Annotated in this window: 8 protein-coding genes; 3 read left to right on the forward strand and 5 right to left on the reverse strand. The window is 50.5% G+C overall.

Translation table 11 applies throughout. The features are described 5' to 3' along the window. Nucleotides 1-244: 244 nt before the first annotated feature. From RIC19_RS10305 to RIC19_RS10315, 3 genes are all read right to left on the reverse strand, one after another. On the reverse strand, nt 245-1,315 hold the full coding sequence (locus RIC19_RS10305) for a PorV/PorQ family protein (RefSeq protein ID WP_350178229.1): 1,071 nt from the start codon (nt 1,313-1,315) through the stop codon (nt 245-247). Nucleotides 1,316-1,391: 76 nt separating this feature from the next. After that, complete coding sequence (locus tag RIC19_RS10310; RefSeq protein ID WP_350178230.1) at nt 1,392-5,495, reverse strand: hypothetical protein; 4,104 nt, start codon at nt 5,493-5,495, stop codon at nt 1,392-1,394. Nucleotides 5,496-5,584: 89 nt separating this feature from the next. Beyond that, nucleotides 5,585-9,292, reverse strand: coding sequence for a carboxypeptidase regulatory-like domain-containing protein (locus RIC19_RS10315; RefSeq protein WP_350178231.1), 3,708 nt, complete (start codon nt 9,290-9,292; stop codon nt 5,585-5,587). Between the two features lie 580 nt (nt 9,293-9,872). On the opposite strand from RIC19_RS10315, the gene RIC19_RS10320 reads away from it, so the two are divergent. The 3 genes from RIC19_RS10320 (at nt 9,873) to RIC19_RS10330 (ending at nt 14,751) form a co-directional block, all read left to right on the forward strand. Further along, the gene (locus RIC19_RS10320; RefSeq protein ID WP_350178232.1) at nt 9,873-10,580 is read left to right on the forward strand and encodes a hypothetical protein; all 708 of its coding nucleotides are present in this window, start codon (nt 9,873-9,875) and stop codon (nt 10,578-10,580) included. A gap of 133 nt (nt 10,581-10,713) precedes the next feature. Beyond that, nucleotides 10,714-13,533, forward strand: a complete 2,820-nt coding sequence (gene carB / locus RIC19_RS10325) for a carbamoyl-phosphate synthase large subunit (RefSeq protein WP_350178233.1) — start codon at nt 10,714-10,716, stop codon at nt 13,531-13,533. A gap of 255 nt (nt 13,534-13,788) precedes the next feature. Further along, nucleotides 13,789-14,751 carry a calcium-binding protein gene (locus tag RIC19_RS10330; RefSeq protein WP_350178234.1) on the forward strand — a complete coding sequence of 321 codons (963 nt, stop codon included), beginning with the start codon at nt 13,789-13,791 and terminating at the stop codon, nt 14,749-14,751. A 211-nt stretch (nt 14,752-14,962) separates the two neighbouring features. Here RIC19_RS10330 and RIC19_RS10335 read toward each other — a convergent pair whose 3' ends face one another. Next, a complete protein-coding gene (locus RIC19_RS10335) occupies nt 14,963-16,003 on the reverse strand; it encodes a zinc-binding dehydrogenase (RefSeq protein WP_502930833.1) in 1,041 nt (346 codons plus the stop codon). A gap of 16 nt (nt 16,004-16,019) precedes the next feature. After that, a complete protein-coding gene (locus RIC19_RS10340; protein WP_350178235.1) occupies nt 16,020-17,807 on the reverse strand; it encodes a tetratricopeptide repeat protein in 1,788 nt (595 codons plus the stop codon). Nucleotides 17,808-18,243 lie beyond the last annotated feature (436 nt).

Raw genomic sequence — 18,243 nt, forward strand, 5'->3', positions numbered from 1 at the left:
AAACGGACCGGGTGTCAACCGTGCCTGCTTTCTGTACGAATCCTGACAGAAAGCCTACTACTAATCACGGGAAAGAATTCAGAAATGAAAGCGTAGTCTGCGAGTGGAACAGGGAACCTCCTATTCTTATACGAAAAGGCAAGAACGCTCCTGTACTATTGACGGAAGCGTTCTTGCCTCTAATTGAAAAACAAATATAAGTAAAACCCCTGAATTAAGCAAGCATCAGGGGTTCAATACTGGTTTAGATAGAAATACGTACACCGATATTGTGAGTACCACTCCATACGCGGGTAGCACGGTAAGCATAGTCAATCGCAAAACGCGAAGCCCGGCTCTCCGGTGTGTCTTTTCCGAGTGGAACAGCAATGGTCGCTCCTGCGCTCAGGCCAGAGTAGATGGGATCGTCAAACGTATCCGCATCACCCGCACCAAACTCATAGCGATAACCGCCACGAACCATGAACATGTCCTTGAGGCTGTACTCAAGGCCACCACCCAACTGATCCTGAGAAAAGGAGTTAGAGGTGAAATTACCGAGCACGGTAAGCCGGTGCAGGCCCCCTGTAATCAGGAAGTCATACGAAAGGCCGATATTCAGCATGGACGGCAATTCGAAGTCGGCAGAACGTTGGCTGAAAGTCAACTCATACCCACCGTTGTTGGGAGAAGGGCCCTGTGTAGTCAGGCCTTCACCACCGTACTGCATGCGCGAGCCGATATTGCGAAGCGCAATACCAAACTTGAAGTTATCATTCTCACCAGTCACGTACTGTACGCCCGCATCCAGTGCAAAACCGAATGCATTAACGTCAGCAATAGACTCAGACACCCCACGGAACAATACTCCAACGGAGATTTTATTCTCGAAGGTATGCGCATAGCCAATACCCAGGTTGAAGAAACTCGGAGAGAAGGTAGAGCCTGTGCCGTCCGGCTGATCCGTAGTGGTCACAGGGATATCACCAAAATCCATTGACATCAGGCTGATGCCGATCGCGCCGGACTCCCCAATTTTCTGAGAAATACCCAGTCCGTTCAGCAGGATATCCGTTCCTTCCAGGTAACGGGCATGGCCAATCTGAACCTCGGTCTTATTGATACGAGACAATCCTGCCACGTTGATGCGCATGGCTTCCACGCCAGACACAAAAGAGGTTGTCATGGAGTGCAACCCCGCACTTTCTGCCCAGGGGTTTAGGAGCAGCTGTGCAGCCCCTGCCTCACCCTGACGATCTGGGTTACCTGCGTAAGCAGATTCTGTGACGCCCCAAATCAAAGCCACAGCAAAAAGTAAAGTAGTAATTTTATTCATACCAAATATTTTGAGGAGCTTTCCGCCCCCTCCCGGGAGCGGAAAGACTCTCTAAATTTTAAAATTCAATGGTTGCTTACAGACCGGATGGGTCAAACTGCCGGTTCACACCAAACCACTTGATTGTGCGCTCACCGAGGCCTTCTGCAGCGATGTGGATCAGGTAAACACCACTTGCCACCGGAATCATCTTACTGTTGTTAAGGTCCCATTCCAGTGCAGGCGTAATCTGATTGCGCTCGACCGCGCGGTTGCCACCTTCTGGTACCACGCCAATCTCATCACGATTGTACTGACGGATAAACTTGCCCTCCAGCGTATAGATAGTTACCACACACTTCGCAGGCAGGTTAGTGATCTTCACAGTCGTTGTAAACTGAGACGTTTCGTAGTCAGAAAAACCATAGTATGGGTTAGGCACCACCAGGATGTCTTCCAATGCTTCCGAGATACCTGTTTCGTCCAACTCGGTTGGTGCAGCACCATCGATGGAGAACTGATACTTCGGATGGAAGTTGTTCTCACCCGTACCGGTGCGCTGATCACCATCAACATCGGGATTGTCAACCTCAACCTGATAGGGGTTGGTCACGCGGAGCTTCACACGTACTTCCTCAGGGATCAGCCCCTGCTCATAGTTCGTGTATGGGAAGTCGTTATTACCGACCATCAGGCCTGCCCATGTGATGTTTTGAAGGGCTACTACCTTAGGCAGTGGGTTGGCTGCAGGCTCCAAACGTGGACGGATGAGCTTACAACTGTCATAAGGCGTCCTCATCACATAAACCATGTGCTGACCACCAGCATATATCGGTAGCAAACCAAGGTTAGCAACTTCCGGTATTACCAACTGACTTGATGGGTTGAACATCATATCCGCACCATTATTTCCATCCGTGAAGGTCACAACGGTATCTGCCAAAAGCGGGTTATCCGGGCGGTAGACAGAGTTCTCACCAAAGAAAATATTCAAACGCTGCCCCGTTTCTACATCTACTGCATAGCCTGGGAACCAGCCCATACCATTTCCGTCATTGTCAGGTAAAGGGAGCCCGTCTGGCCCCACTTCTTTGCCTACTGAAGGGGCTGCACGCAGGTCAAACTGCTGCACACCACCCTGAGTGGTAAAGCCTGACTCTGTGTAGAAGCGGTTGGCGGATTCTACCACTACACAACGGCTCCACAGATCCTTGTTAGGGGTCATGACAATATCCACATTATTCAGATCAGAGAGCTCCATACGGTTTCTCAGGATACCGCCTGCGCTGTTATTGGCCAGCACCGGGCTGATAAACGGCAGTTGGAAGTCCCCGCGTGCGGTCCAGTCCAGCATGAAGTAAGGCATCAGCGGCGCCTGGCCAAACTGAGTCAAACCGCCGTCCGGGTCAATAGCCGCATCCCGCTCACCATCGTCGGTAGAGATGTAGTCAAACAACTGAGGTGCACCAAAACCCTGCCCCTGATTAATATCAAAGTCCTCTGGAATATAGGCTAGCCAAGGGTTAGCAGCATCTCCATTGGTGTATTCGATATCGAAACCAAGGTATCCGTTGTCTTCTGTTTCCTGTTCACCTGGCTCAGCCACCTGACCGATATTGACAGAGTAACCGAACTCAGCAATAATCTGCTCGTTCAGGACTTCGATGGTGCGAGCCGACATGATTTCCACGCCGCTGTCCAGGTCACGAAGCACCCAACGCGCATCATCTTCAAGGATTTCGTCATCCATATTGCTGTCCATGAATTCTACTTCATAGTTACCATCCACAACATCCAATGGGTTGTAGATCAGGATATCAATAGGACCTCCGCCCGGAGCATACACCAGGTTGTCTTTGTAAGATTCGTTGTTGGTAAAGGCCATTTCCATTGCCGCATTCGTTTCCTCGCTCAGGTTGAGGAAGTTTTGACCAGCACCAACACCATCAATACGTGTGATGATTGCACCATCACCGTACTGAGCATTCAGGTCCTGATAAATGATTGGGCGTGGAATGGCTGTGTAAGGCAAACCATCCGAATTTGGGCCGATATTGCCACGACCTTCCAGATAGGGTTCTGGCTGCCCAAGAATGGTCTCCGGGTCAAATGGCTCATACTCGTTGTGCGCGTAAGCGACGGCTACGAAGTAGTACTTCTTGTGGTTGATCAGCGAACGATCGCCTTCAGCAAAGGCATCTTCTGTAACACGGAAAGTGTGCTCAATGCCCCGGTTTCGACCTTCTACCTGCAACTCAGGTACGTAGTAAGGCGCACCGGTCGGGTTTTCAACAGAAACCCAGTTGAACAGGCGGTCTATACCATTGGTAATATCTACCTGAGCAATAAGACGCACGAGGCTGGGGTTGTTGACATTCTCAGGCGTGAGTCCCACATTTGGACCAGCTACCTGGTAGACTTTGTACCCTTCGAAGACGTAAAGGCTATCCTCTACGGTCTCCGGGATTTCGAGGCCACGCTCTGCATAAGCTTCGAAAGCGTTATTAGAGCGATTCTCATCGTTGGTTAGGATAAGGATGAGTTCCTCATCCAGTTCAATGATGTCAATATCCGGCGCATCCGGGCCGTCAACAATATCGAAGCAGTTGTCAAACAGTGCCTGGGCAATGTCATCAGCCTGCTGCAACTGACGGATAGATGGACACGGGTAAGGTTGGTCAGCTACCCAAACCACACCGACGATCAGCTCGTTCACCGCCCCTGGTGTCAGGAGGAAAGGACCGGATGCCTGAATCGTACGACGGTCACGGCCGAGCGTTACATCAGCGGTACACATAGACCAGCCATCTACATCATCGGGAGCCTCCGTAAAGGCAAAATCAATAGCCTCTGAACCATCCTGATAAGCTTCGCCACCGTAAGTAAACGGTGTGCCGTCGCGCCAGTGCCCCGTGAGGTAATTGTAATACTCGAGAGGCTGACCGGGGTCAGTAGTGCCTGGAGGCGGGCCACCAATACCACCGTTGTTGTAGTAAGTAAAGGAAGACATGCCCAGCTCGATTGCGGTATCCGGATTTTCACCTATCTCAATGGGGACCAAGTCACCATTCTCATCGAAACGGAACGGAGCGGTTGGGCCACGGAAGTAGTCCACCCCAAGCAGCGGGACTTCGTCACAGTAGGTATTCACCCCCTGAGGGCAGGTACAGCCTGTTTGTCCGTCCAGTGCATCTTCATTATAGACATAAGCCATGCTCCGCACGGTATCACAACCGATGAAGTCATCCGTGTAGCAACCCAAGTCAGGGTCTACCCACATGGCAAAGAAAGTAGAGTCAATCGGCTCCAGTGCACGGTTGATCAGCTTATAACGCTGGAACGTCATATCGTTCAGCTCATCGTTAGTCGCGTAGGCAAATGCCTGCACCTGAATTTCCATACGAATCGGATCCGCATTCGATTCTGTGTGCACGTTACCATTGTCATTGTAAATCCAGAAGATCATTTCATCCGGGTACTGTGGCTCCACACAACCCCGGATTTCAATAATCGGGTAATCTCCGTTTAGTGGGTTGTACAAACCGTCGGCATCTTCGTCCCAGAAACCAGCAAGGCCCTGTGAGGTGTTCGGCAGTTCAAAGCCGTTCACGTCAAAGAAGAAAGGGTTGCCACGGCTTGGCCATCCACGAACACCACTGGGAACCTGAGAGGCCTCATAGGGTGTTCCGTTTTCGATAGATTCATTATAAAGGCGCAGGTGCTCGTCAATTTCCTCACCGGAAACCACGAAGAATTCATCCCAGTCAGAGCAGGTTTCCTGATCGGTTTCACCAGGGGTCTCCGCGTTTAGTGGCGTCAGGGGGCCAGACCAGAAGTCAGTGGCACCACCGGAACGGCCATAAGTCTGAGCAGCAAGTTTAAGGTTACCTGCGGCATCCACACCACCGAGCCAAACGGCACCGGCAAAGATGGAAGATACTTCAGGCTCGCCCGGTGGGACCTTAGGCACGACATAACGGCCGTCGTTGCCATCCCACCAAACATCACCACCGGTTGTCAGTCGAGCGCGAACGTTGTTCACGGCCTGATCACGTTGTGCCTTAGCAACATCGCAATTGCTCCGGTAGCTGATTTGATCATTATTGTTACTGGGGGCATTCTCTCGTTCGGGATTGACGTGGGCAGATGCCACGGCAACCGAAAGCACGGCTCCCAATAAAGTGAATAATATTTTACGCATAGCACGCATTTTTTAAATTGAAAGAATGAAGAATGACTGCCCCCGCCGCCAGCCTTGCCGGCGTGCGGCGGGGCACATCAAAAGTTGTATTAGAAGTCAAAGATGGCACCCAGGTAAATCCGCCGTGGAATGCTGAAGAAGTTAGGGTTCAGCATCCGCCACTGATAGGAAGCCAGGAAAGCCTGTACATTCCGCTGTGAAGCATCAATACTCTGAATCTGGCTCTGGCCAAATGATGAGGCCAGATAGCCGTCATCATCAGGAGAACCCGTCGCAGAATATACGTTGATTACGTTGCGGCGATCCAACAGGTTGGATACCCGGCAGTAGATATTAAGCCCCATCTTTTTACCGATGTTGAAGTTCTTGTCAATCCGGGCATTCAGTACAAAGTTCCAGGGCTGACGGGCACCGTTCAGGGAGCCTACCACACCTGCACCATCCAGCTCAATGGGCTGAAGAGTAGCCGTGTATGGACGGCCCGACACTGCGGTAGCCTGAAGGTTCAGGCCAGCATTCGCAAAAATATCAGCACCGAATAGACGTGGGCCGTTGTACACTTTACCTGAACCATAGCGGTAGTCAAGTACAGCCACAAGACGGTGGCGCTCATCGAAATTCAGTGGGAACAGCGTACGAAGTACACCACGGTTGGCTACGTTACGCTGAGATTCAGCATTTGACCCTGTACCATCTGCAAACTGCAGGGTGTAGTTCAGGTTCAATGAAACGTTGCCTGTACGGCGCAAGTCATAGGCGAAAGAGAACCCTTTTACGGTACCGAAGTCCAGGTTGTCAAAAGTCGTATAGCGACCGATAACAGGGACGGGGAAGAAGGTACGAAGCTGGATCATATCGCGCATCTCCTTATAGTAAGCGGCAATTTTCAGTGCAGAAGAGTTAGACAGCTTCTGCTGGAAACCTACCTCGTAGTCGATTGTACGCTCTGGCCTCAGGTTCGGGTTGTTCTTATCAAGGTTAGAACGGTCGAAGAAGTAGAAGTAATCCAGAGGTGATGCAATGGTATTTGACGGTGGGCGCTGTACCAGGATATCGTAGTGTGCAAAGAAGTTCGCTTCATCAGAAATCGGGAACGAGAATGCCAGTCGGGGCATCACATTCACTTGCACCTCATAGTCTTCAAAGGAAGCATCAGGGTTAAAGTCTTCTTTCTTGATGTAGTCAACATCCTCACGTGCACGCTCGCTCGCGTAAATCGGGTTCACGGTACCTCCCTGGAAAATCAGGGCGGGGTTGTTGACCGGGCTACCGTTTGGACGGAACCAGTTGTCGCCTTCCCGGTAAGCCTGTACGGCATCACCAGACTCATTGACATAAACTTTGAAGTCGTCGCCAATACTGCCTGGGCGCTCGCCACCAAACTGTGTGTGGTAGTCAGATGCACCAAGTATCTCGTACAGCGAGTAGTTGTCTTTCAATACACTGGTGTTTGCATCGTAGCGGTCTACACGCACCCCTAAGCGGAAAATGATATCCTTAAAGGTGAATTTGTCCTGAATATAAGCGGCACCGTAGATTGGACGGAATGGCGCTACCGGGAAGGTACGCAGCCCCGTCTCAGCATCGCGGGTGGTAAAGAAGTCCTCGAAGGAACCGTTGAAGTTGTTCCCCAGGTAATCATATCCATAATAGCTAAGGATGGGGGAGCCTCCAACTACGAAGTCGTTCAACTCGCGGGCAGAGAACATGTCCAGGCTCAGCTGATCAGGGGAAAGGGCATCGATATTTACAAAGTCCTTCAACCCGTCGCCCGTTACCTCACGTACGCGCTCATAGAATTGGGATTCATCACCCGGCGTAATCACAACATCATGGATAGCCCCCATGAATTGCTCTCCTGTAAATGGGTTGATGATCGGTGCATTCGTTTGCGGATCAAATACAGCAACTACGTCAAGTGTATCACTAAGCGGGCGGTTGTCGTCGCCAAAAGGAATACCCTGAATATGGCTGTTGGCCAGCTGACGAGACAGCAGCCACAAAGCGCGAGGGTTGATAGACCATTCACGGTTGATCCGCTCTTCGTACCATACGCCCAACTGAATGTTGTGGCGGCCTTTATCAGATCCACCGGGAACCAGGTCAAATGAAGTACGCGCCTGGAAAGTGTAGGTGTCGTTATCACGCTTACGGTTGAGGTTGTATACCGTTCCAACGTTGGTATGAAAACCCCAGGAATCGTTAAATACGGAGTTGGTCACACCATTAAAGGTGTTAAATGCCTGCAGGGTTGCCGGGATTTCGAAAGCGTCACCGTCCCGGAACACATTATTATAATTAGCCAGTACAGGGTTGACATCACCAGGGGTGTAATCCGTCAATACCTGCAGATAGTCCGTATGGATGGCAACAATACCAAAGGAATCATCAGGCTGAATATCCCAGGTTGGGCGCCATTCCTGTTGGAACTGGCCGATGTAACCATAGTTAAACAGGTTATCACCATGGCGTGGGTCTTCCAGGTCTTGCAGGTTCTTTTCGTAACCGAACTGCAGGGTATAACTTGCATTCTGTATTAAAGACCCGCCATTTTCTTCACCGGAAACACCTCCACCCAAACGGTGGCGGAAACGGACGTTACCCCGGTAGTTCTGCTCGTTATTCGTTGGGTTATTCTGAAGGTTGAGCAGGCGCCAGTTGGTGCCCGTCCGTGAGCCTTCACCCGGTGTAAACTGATTGGCCTGGTCATAAGCCTGACCGGTAATGGTGATGTCAATCGCATCACTAAGACGTGCATCCAGTTTACCAGTGAGGTCGTAGCGCGTAAACTGCTCGTTCGGCTGGTAATCCAGAATATCGACATCCTCGTTGGTCAGGAAGTCAGCTGCTACAAAGCGGTTGCCGCCGATTTCAACGACTGGGTTAGCCTGCAACTCAGCAAGCACATCATCCTTTACCCGGTAAATAGCTGTTGCCGGAGGATCGTCGTCCAATTGGTCTGTCAAACGGCCAGCCAAACGGAAGCCCAGGATGGATTCCCCTTTGGAGCCATCTTCGTTACGCCGCTTAATGATCGGGCCGGACAGGTTGAAACCAACCAGGCTCTGATTATAAGGGTCTGTAAATTGTGAGGTTTCCACTTCGACACCGCCAGAGAACTGACTGGAAGGCCCTTTCGTGGTAATTGAAATGATACCACCCGTTACGTCACCGTACTGGGCTTCGATACCACCTGTGATTACCTGCAACTGCTCGATTTCTGATTCCGGGATCAGGTTACCCTGAACGCGGATACCATCCACATAATAGTCAGTTGCGTTGCTCCGGGAACCCCGAACGGCAATAGCTTCCCCTTCATCAGCACTAGCAAGGCCTGCTGTTGTGGCGGCCAGTGCATTAATGTTACGAGTAGGCAGGTTTCTGATTTGATCACTGGTAATGGTGGCTCCCTGAGTGGTATTATCCTGCTCAACAAGCGGCACCTTATAAGATGTCACAACTACCTCATCGAGGTTGACCGCATCAGAGGTCATTGTGATATCAAGGCGGTTGGCTTTACCACCAAGTACCGTCACGCCTTCCACACGCTGCTTATTGTAGCCAACGTAAGTGACTTCAACAGAATAACCACCTGGGTCAATCTCGTTGAAGGAATAATTGCCATCAAAGTCAGTTTCCGTACCAGTTTTGAGTGCTCCATTTTGGTAGAGTGCTACCGAACCGAAGATAATCGGCTCTCCGGTATCGTCTACAACCTTTCCCTGAAGCGAAGTCTGCCCAAAGACAGTCGCTCCGGAAAGGAGGAGTACGAATAACATGAGTAAATTACGTACCATAAAATTTCCTGTTTTAAAATTTCGACAAACCAATGGTTTCCCTAGCTGTGTAAATTGAATTTTCGCTCTCTTACTAACCTGATGATTATCAGGCATTATCGCTTTGTTTCTTGCTTGCTGTTTTCGGGATTCGTGAGGGGTCTAACATAAGTCTTTGCCCAAAAGTAGGAAAATATCTGTGTTCAAACCCAATCACATTTGCCCATAAGTCAGGTTTCTGATTGCATAAACCGGGCGCTGCCGTCCAAGTAAATGATAAGACCTTATCAGAACGGACCGCGCAAATATAACGCTTCCTTGCTAATTCCAAAGAATGATATTTTAGTCCTCTACCCGACAAGGAATTAATCTTGCCGTCTAAAGCCTTTTCTCTGTTTTATGCTTGTTCCGGGATAGTGCTCTGATTGCAGCATTTCAAGGCATTGACCACTGCCAGCCCGGTTACAGGCCTTACCGCTTATTTTGTCGGTAATTAGCACAAGAGAAGGATAAAAAAATACCCACCGGCCTGATAAACGGTGCTGCGCCCTGAGTTTATCAAAAGCGTGTAGATTTGTAGCCTAAACTCAAAACAGTCATCATGAGACCCATCCGTTTAATCTGTTTTTATTTTACTTCCCTGCTTTTGACAGGGCTTGCGGCAAGCGGCTGTCAGCAAGATGCCGCCCCGGAACAACCGGCTACTAAGACCTACGCCAACTTATTCGTCCGCTACATCGCACCGCAGGCGCAGCTCAAGGTAACGGCTGCTTTCCGCGAGGGCGACAGTTTGGCTACGGCAAAGCCTGTTGAGCTGCCCGGAGGCGTAACCTATCAGGGGCAGCAACTCGAAGCACGACCACTCCCGGGCCAACAAGTACGGTACTTTGCCGATTACCAGTCCGCATTTATGCTCCGGCACCGCTTTCAATTCAAATCAGCAGACGGGCAGGAGCAGGAAGTCACGCTTGAGCTGAGCCCTATCGACAGCTTTAGCGTCATCGGCGGCACGGCCAGTCTTTCTGAAGGCATGCAATTGTATATCAAAGACGAGCAGATTGAAGAAGGGGAAAGCATCGTTTTGTTGTTTAGCGACGCTGATAACAAAGCGACGACCATTACGCTGACAAACCCGGCCGTAAAAGACACCTTCCCGGTGGCGGGTATCCGCCTGCGCAAGCTTGAGCCCGGCCCGCACCGTGTTTATCTGGTAAAAAAGCAGCACCAGGAAATTGACCTGAACGGCGTGAAAGCCATCGCTGATATTGAATACTACACCGCCGAACAACCGTTTACGGTCAAAGAATAGTGCATGGCCTCAAAAATTCCTCGGGTCCTGTTCTTTATGGACCGGCGAACTATTGTATCTTTGCATGCAATTTGTAATTGCCCCTTGCCGGCACCTCCTTCCTTCTGCCGGTTAGCGGACTAAAATACGCATAATGCCAAAAGATCAATCTATCCAATCCGTCCTGATCATAGGAAGCGGGCCTATTGTGATTGGGCAAGCCTGTGAATTTGATTATTCCGGTTCTCAAGCCGCCCGCTCGCTGCGGGAGGAAGGCATTGAGGTCAGCCTGATTAATGATAACCCGGCTACGATCATGACGGACCCCGTCACTGCCGATCACATTTTTTTATTGCCTCTAACGGTTGAGAGCATTATTCAGGTGCTCGAGGAACGGAAGATCGACGCAGTACTGCCCACGATGGGGGGGCAGACCGCCCTCAACCTGGCAATTGAAGCCGGAGAACAGGGGGTGTGGGACAAATATGACATCCGCTTAATTGGCGTTGATCTTGCAGCGATTGAACTGACGGAAAACCGGGAGGCGTTCCGGAAGCACATGATTGATATTGGGCTGAGCGTAGCGCCTTCAAAAATTGCCAACTCTTTTCTGGAAGGTAAAGAAGCGGCACAGCATATCGGATACCCCCTCGTTATTCGCCCTTCTTACACCCTCGGAGGCTCCGGAGGTGGATTTGTGCACAGTGCGGACCAATTCGATGCTGCCCTGCGCAGAGGCCTGAATATGTCCCCTACCCACGAGGTACTGGTGGAGAAGGCCGTCCTGGGCTGGAAAGAATTTGAATTGGAGCTGCTCCGGGATGCGAACGATAACGTAGTCATTATCTGTACGGTCGAAAACCTCGATCCTATGGGCGTGCACACCGGCGACAGTATCACCGTAGCGCCGGCCATGACGCTCTCCGACACCGCCTATCAGCAGATGCGGGATGAAGCCATTCAGGCCATGCGGTCTCTGGGCAACTTTGCTGGTGGTTGCAATATTCAGTTTTCCATCAATCCGGAGACCGAAGAACTCATTGTGATCGAAATCAACCCCCGGGTAAGCCGCTCTTCGGCGCTTGCGAGCAAAGCCACCGGCTACCCCATCGCAAAGATCGCAGCCAAACTTGCTATCGGTTACAATCTGGATGAGCTGAAGAATCAGATCACCCAAACGACCTCTGCCTACTTTGAGCCGACCCTGGACTACGTTATTGTGAAAATGCCCCGCTGGAACTTCGACAAGTTCCAGGGAGCCGACCACGAACTGGGGTTACAGATGAAGTCCGTAGGCGAAGTGATGGCCATAGGCCGAAATTTCCTGGAGGCTCTGCAGAAAGCCTGCCAGTCTCTCGAAAACGATCGAATGGGCCTGGGCGCGGACAAGAAAGAGTGGATCAGAACTACAGATATACTCGAACGCCTCGAAAAGCCGAGCGAGGACCGGATTTTCCGTTTGAAGGATGCCCTGCGGCTTGGCGTACCCGAAAAAACCATTCATAAGCTTACGCGTATTGACCCCTGGTTCATCAAACAGATCAAACGACTGGTCAAGATGGAGCAGCAAATCATGCGGTACAACGTAGCGGAAGATATCCCGGAAGACTTCATGCGGCAACTCAAGGAAGTAGGCTATTCAGATGCTCAAATCGCCTGGCTGCTGCGTATTAAAGATACAGAAGTCACGGATTACCGCAAGCAACTGGGCATCCGCCGGACATATAAAATGGTGGATACCTGCGCAGCTGAGTTTGAAGCGCAAACACCTTACTTCTACTCCACCTTTGATAAAGAAAACGAAAGTATTCCTACTTCCGGTAAAAAGAAAATTGTAGTCCTGGGCTCTGGCCCCAACCGTATCGGGCAGGGTATAGAATTTGACTACTGTTGCGTGCATGGCCTGCTTGCGGTCAAGGAAGCCGGGTACGAAGCGATCATGATCAATTGCAACCCGGAAACCGTCTCCACAGACTTTGACATGGCAGACAAGCTCTATTTTGAGCCTGTTTTCTGGGAGCACCTGGAAGAGATTTTGGAGCTGGAAAAACCCGAGGGCGTCATTGTTCAGCTCGGTGGCCAAACGGCACTGAAGCTGGCTGAGACCCTGCACGAAAAAGGGTATAATATCATCGGCACTTCTTTCTCCAATATGGACCTCGCAGAAGACCGCGGAGCTTTCTCAGACCTACTCAAGGAACTGGGCATCCCCTACCCTGAGTATGGTGTTGCCAACGACGCTGACGAAGCCTTACAAACCGCGCGCAAAACTGGCTACCCGGCACTGGTCCGCCCTTCTTACGTTCTGGGCGGGCAGCGCATGCGTATTGTCATTAATGATGAAGAGCTCGAACAGCACGTACTGAGCATCTTCAAGCACCTGCCCGACAACCGCGTCCTGATTGATCAGTTTCTTGACCGGGCCAAGGAGGCGGAAATTGACGCCATTTGTGATGGTGAAGAAGTGCACATTATGGGCATTATGGAACATATTGAGCCTGCAGGCATCCACTCCGGAGATAGTGCTGCCGTCCTGCCTACCTACAGCCTCTCTGTAAACGCCGTGAATAAGATGGTAGAATATGCAGAACAGCTGGCTAAGGCGCTCGATATCCGGGGGCTGATCAATATCCAATTCGCCATCAAAGACGATAATGTCTACGTCATTGAGGCCAATCCACGGGCCTCCCGGACCACGCCATTCATCGCTAAAGCCTATCAGGTGCCTTATCTCAAAATTGCCACTATGGTGATGTTGGGTACCCACAAGCTGAAGGACTTTGACATCAAACCCCGTCCGGGCGGATTTGCGATTAAAGTACCTGTCTTTTCCTTTGATAAATTCCCGAATGTGGACAAGAACCTAGGCCCTGAGATGAAATCCACGGGTGAGGGTATTCGCTTCATCAAGGACCTATCCGATCCGTTTTTCCGGGACCTGGACAAACAGCGGTATATGTACCTGACCCGATAGCAAAACGCTCTAAACCAACCTCCAACAAGCCCCTTTGCCTCAATGAGAAGCAAAGGGGCTTCTTTTTTGCAGGTCAAACTATCCGTTGATTCCTGATGTTTCTTAGGTAGTTAGTTGATGAAAACCACAGTTATTGCCTTCCCAAGCCTATTGATCAAACATATTTTGAACGTAAACATTGATTTCACTTCAACCTGGACAAAAGTGCACAGGTAGGAGCAGAACGTGATTGTAGTCATCTTAAGTAATCAATGCATGAACAACAGCCTATTATCCATATTTCACAATGACGGCCGTAAGCCAAAACTTCCTCTCCCCTATCCCAATTTTCATCTTCGGGACTTTCAGGACATTCATCAGGAAGAAGACATTGACGACTTCTCTGAGCCGGAGTTTTCCATCAACCCCCGATGGAAAGAAATTGCCAGCCCCAAGTTCAAAACAGGCAGCCTGGTAGCCATCACTGCTCCTTTGGACTTACAGAGCCAGGCTTTTCCCGAATTGACCACCAAAGGCTGGAGAGGCCGGGTCGAAGAGGCCATTACAGATGGCAAATCGTGTTACTACATCATCAGTCTGGACAGCATAACCCTAAAGCAACTTCCTCCCAGATATCTTCAGGAGATGGTAGAAGCCGGGGAGCGCGACAACCCCTTCCTGCTTGAAGTACCGGAGCAAGCGCTGAAAGCCGTTGCGCCAAAAGATACCGAAGCCGAAGCACTAGAATTCCAAAAGCTAACGTACCACACTTATTTCTGGGGCAACATCAAGAAAGATGCTCAGGCCAAACGGATGTTTCAAATTCTTACCCGCGACCCTGCAGATGATGACCTCGGCAACTGGCTGCACTACTTCCAGCATCAGGTAACCTTCCCCATTTCCGCTGAGGTAGAGGGGCTGTTGTTGGATGAAATCCAACCCGGTACTGAAGTCGAAATCTTGGGAATAGAAGGTCTCGGTGCTGATGAGCAAATGGGGCTAATTGGTTCGATCCAAAAAGGGCGGGCAATCCTCTCCTACCCACTCATGGAGCTGCAACCACTCAATGAAAACGACCCTGCACAGCAGCCTTTAAGTGACTACCGGTACAGGGCAGATTTTTCTTTGATCAATGTGTATGTTTGGAGGTGCCCTATGGCTGATAACCAAAGCCTAGTGAACAGTGACGTCATGGAAAAATACTTATTTGACCCGCCAAACGCGCATTTTTCCATTTAGCCATAACCACAACTCTTTGATTATCAACTCTCGTTTGCTCCAAACATACACTAAGAGCTTGTTGGAATTTTACACTTCTGGCTGCGTTCGCTCCAAAAGCAAAATCTCAACAAGCTCTAACGGATTATTCCGAAAGGAATTAAGTGTGGAAGCTCGGCCAAATCAAAAGTTCTGAGTGTGAAATCCGAAGCAGTATTTGGGATTAGCCACATTAGTCATTCAGCTCCACCACTACTTTACCGATAGTTTGCCCGGACTGAAACCTAAGAATAGCCTGATGAAGGTCTTCAAAGGCAAACCGGTCGCCAATTAAAGGCTTCCCAAGATTCAACTCCTGTAGTTCCCCCAGCAATTGATGCATCAGTGGTGCCCGCTCGTAGAGCCAAATGAGGTTGAAGCCCATCACACTTTTGTTGTGCTCCGGCATTTTCTGCGGGTCAACCTTTGGCCGCGTCAGGTAGTAATAAAGCAGCTTCAGGTAATTGGGCCGGTTGCCGACAGAGCCATAGCGCGCAGATCCGTAGACAATCATGCGCCCCTGAGGCGCGAGCAAGTCATAGCCAATATTGAAAATTTTGCCGCCGATGCACTCCATAATCAGGTGGAGCTCCCTGCCTCCCAGCGCGTTCTCCATGTCCTGCCTGAAATCAGTACTCCGTACGATACCCTGATCGTACCCTTCTCCTTCCAGTACTTCCAATTTGTGAGCGCTGCCAACGGTGCCGATGGTGTAGGCACCAAATTGCCTGGCAATACGATTAGCCCAGAGGCCTACCCCGCCCGCTGCACTGTGTATGAGCACATTTTGCCCCGGCTGAATGTCTCCCAGCTGCTTCAACCCGTAATAGGCGGTAAGGACTTGTACCAGATAAGCGCTGCCTTCAGCAAAAGTCCAGTCCCCCGGAATGGGAATAACGTAGCGGGCGTCAATATTCAAGTGGGAAGCATAAGCTCCGAAACGGGTCACGCCCATCACCCGGTCACCCACCCGTACACCTTCAACCCTGCTACCTGCTGCGGTCACTATTCCTGCATATTCAAGCCCGGGCGTAAAGTAGCCCTCAGGCGTTGCGCCGTAGAGTCCCCAGATGGCAAAAATATCCGCGAAATTAAGCCCAATGGCCTTTACCTCAACCTGCACTTCTTCCTCAGCGGGAGGAGGGAGCACTTCTTCCATCAGGTTGAGGTTCTTCAGGCTCCCGGTGCTCCATCTACCCTTCTTTGCCTGAATACGGTATACCCTACGCTGAATTGAAGCTGCCATATCACTAATGATTAAGTTGTTGTAAAATTGCAAGCGCCTGAGGATGCTCAGGGTCCAGTTTTAATATCCGGCCCAGGAGTTGCTGTACAGTTGTGTAGTCTTTGTGGAGCAAGCGTACCGCTGCTTTATTGAGCAGAGCCTGAATGTAGTCCGGCTCCAGTGCAATGGCCTGATCGTAGTACACCTCTGCCTCTTTGGTATGCCCCTGTAGTACCCTCGCAAAGCCAAGGTTTGATAATGCTCTGGGGCGCTTTGGGTTTTCCTGCAGTACCCACCGCAGGGCCTCTTCTGCCTCTGGTAGCTGCCGCAATTGGACGAGAGTTGCACCAAGCTTTTCTTTAAAATCCAGGTGATAGGGGATCCATTCGTCCGCCCGGCGGTAAAAAGCTGCCGCCCGCTGAAAATCTCCAGCCTGATAAAAAGCTTCACCGATCCGGTAGGCTGTCCATCCATCCCCGACCTCAGAAGGGGAAATGCCAGAGGTGCGTTGCAGGATGCTGGCATAATCCTCCCGTGCAAAAAAGTAGTGGACCTCAACCGGAAACTGTTTTTCAGCCGGGGCTTGTGACTGCTGCAAATAGGCCCATGCCGAATCCAGCACCATTGGGGATTGAACATACTTGTCATACATCGCCAGATACCCCTGTGCCAGCTCCAGCGCGGTGCCTTGGTCTTTGGTCAAAATCTCCAGCCCCAAAAACGCAGCGGTTGTCCCGGCAGTCTTGGGCTTTTCTGCCCCCCGGGTATTTCCCTTACTGATATAATGGTCTGTAATATTAACGTGAGGAATGTCAATACTTCCAGACCGGGGCATGTGACAACCTGAACAATCATTACCTTCTGCCAGCCGCTCGGCGATTGGAAAGGCACAACGTGATTCCTCCGGGCTATCATGACAGTTTTTGCAAGCGTTATTATACTGCTCTTTCCCCGTTACAGCTATACTCTTATGCGGATTATGGCAAGTGATGCAAGTCATCTCTGAATTCAGGTAACAGGCGCTCAACCTCAGCCGGTCTGCCTGAGAAGCCATGATGAACTTCTCATGGGAGTCTGTATACCGGGGCAGGAATACATTAACCACTTCGTTGAGCGGCATACCGGGCTTGAAATCATAAAAAGATTTCCCTTCCTGTAGTACTGCGATCCCCTGCAAATGACAACGCTGGCAAAGGTCCATTTGTAAATCACGTGATAGGTCCCTGGGATTGACAATCGAGTAATCAATCCATTTTGAGGTATCCACAATATCACCTGCCAGCTTTTCCTTTACGTGTATTTCACCCGGGCCATGACAACGCTCGCACGCTATTCCGGTTGGCATCTTGGTGTATTTATTCATGGAGCCGGGCACTTGTTCGGGCAGGTGGTTATGGCAGGTTATGCATTCTGCCGACAGCAACCGGCTAAACCGGATATTATCCCCCCTGAAACCGGGCGCCATGTCCCATTTGCCTTCCTGTGTGTAATAGGTCACGGGAGCCTGGTATAAATAACCATTAAAGTCTACGATATGCGAATTGGTATGCTGCCCGGAGCCAACAATATAATCGATCTGTTCGAGACGTTGGTGAACGGTATCTGCTCCTTCCAGCCGATACTCCAATACGTACATCTGGCTATCCCGAAAGAAAGGCTTGTAGTGCAAATCGGAGGCCTCATCATACACGACTGCATGTTCGCCAAAGGTTGCATCTGTTTTCTCCAGAGTAGCTCTATCAAACGAGCGCCCCATTCCGGTATGAATGAAAGTCGAATGCACATCAGCATGACAGGACTTGCAGGTCTGCATACCGACGTATTTCACGTCTGGCTTTAAATTTTTGTAAGTATTGGCAGGCGCTGCCTTTTCCGGTAAGTCACGCGTACAAAAGACCAAAGCTAATGCCAATAGGCCTAAAAGAGCGTAAATCAAGCGTTTAGTCATAGCTCGTTTATCAAGGTTCAGGAGTGTAAAGGTAGGTAAAGTATGTATGCCTTTCCGGAAATGCTGCCGGGGCAAGTTGTCAGGTATTTTTCTTTGCCTCATAAAAACAGAAAGGCCGGGCACCCTTTCGGATACCCGGCCCTCCGGTCTTGCCCCCCTTTGAGCCCGCGCTTACGCGGGGCTCAGGGGCGCGTTTATCTCAAAGAGACGATTACTTAATGATAACCATCTTCTTCGTTGCTGTGTAGTCACCAGTTTCAACAGTGTAAGATACTACGCCTGTTGCCGCCAGATCTGAAGA

Source organism: Phaeodactylibacter sp. (assembly GCF_040219495.1).
GTDB lineage: Bacteria > Bacteroidota > Bacteroidia > Chitinophagales > Saprospiraceae > Phaeodactylibacter.

Excerpts from the sequence above, each read along its gene's own strand:
- RIC19_RS10305 (WP_350178229.1), bottom strand. The coding sequence starts at position 1,315 with ATGAATAAAATTACTACTTTACTTTTTGCTGTGGCTTTGATTTGGGGC.
- RIC19_RS10310 (WP_350178230.1), bottom strand. The coding sequence starts at position 5,495 with ATGCGTAAAATATTATTCACTTTATTGGGAGCCGTGCTTTCGGTTGCC.
- RIC19_RS10315 (WP_350178231.1), bottom strand. The coding sequence starts at position 9,292 with ATGGTACGTAATTTACTCATGTTATTCGTACTCCTCCTTTCCGGAGCG.
- RIC19_RS10320 (WP_350178232.1), top strand. The coding sequence starts at position 9,873 with ATGAGACCCATCCGTTTAATCTGTTTTTATTTTACTTCCCTGCTTTTG.
- carB (WP_350178233.1), top strand. The coding sequence starts at position 10,714 with ATGCCAAAAGATCAATCTATCCAATCCGTCCTGATCATAGGAAGCGGG.
- RIC19_RS10330 (WP_350178234.1), top strand. The coding sequence starts at position 13,789 with ATGAACAACAGCCTATTATCCATATTTCACAATGACGGCCGTAAGCCA.
- RIC19_RS10340 (WP_350178235.1), bottom strand. The coding sequence starts at position 17,807 with ATGCAGACCTGCAAGTCCTGTCATGCTGATGTGCATTCGACTTTCATT.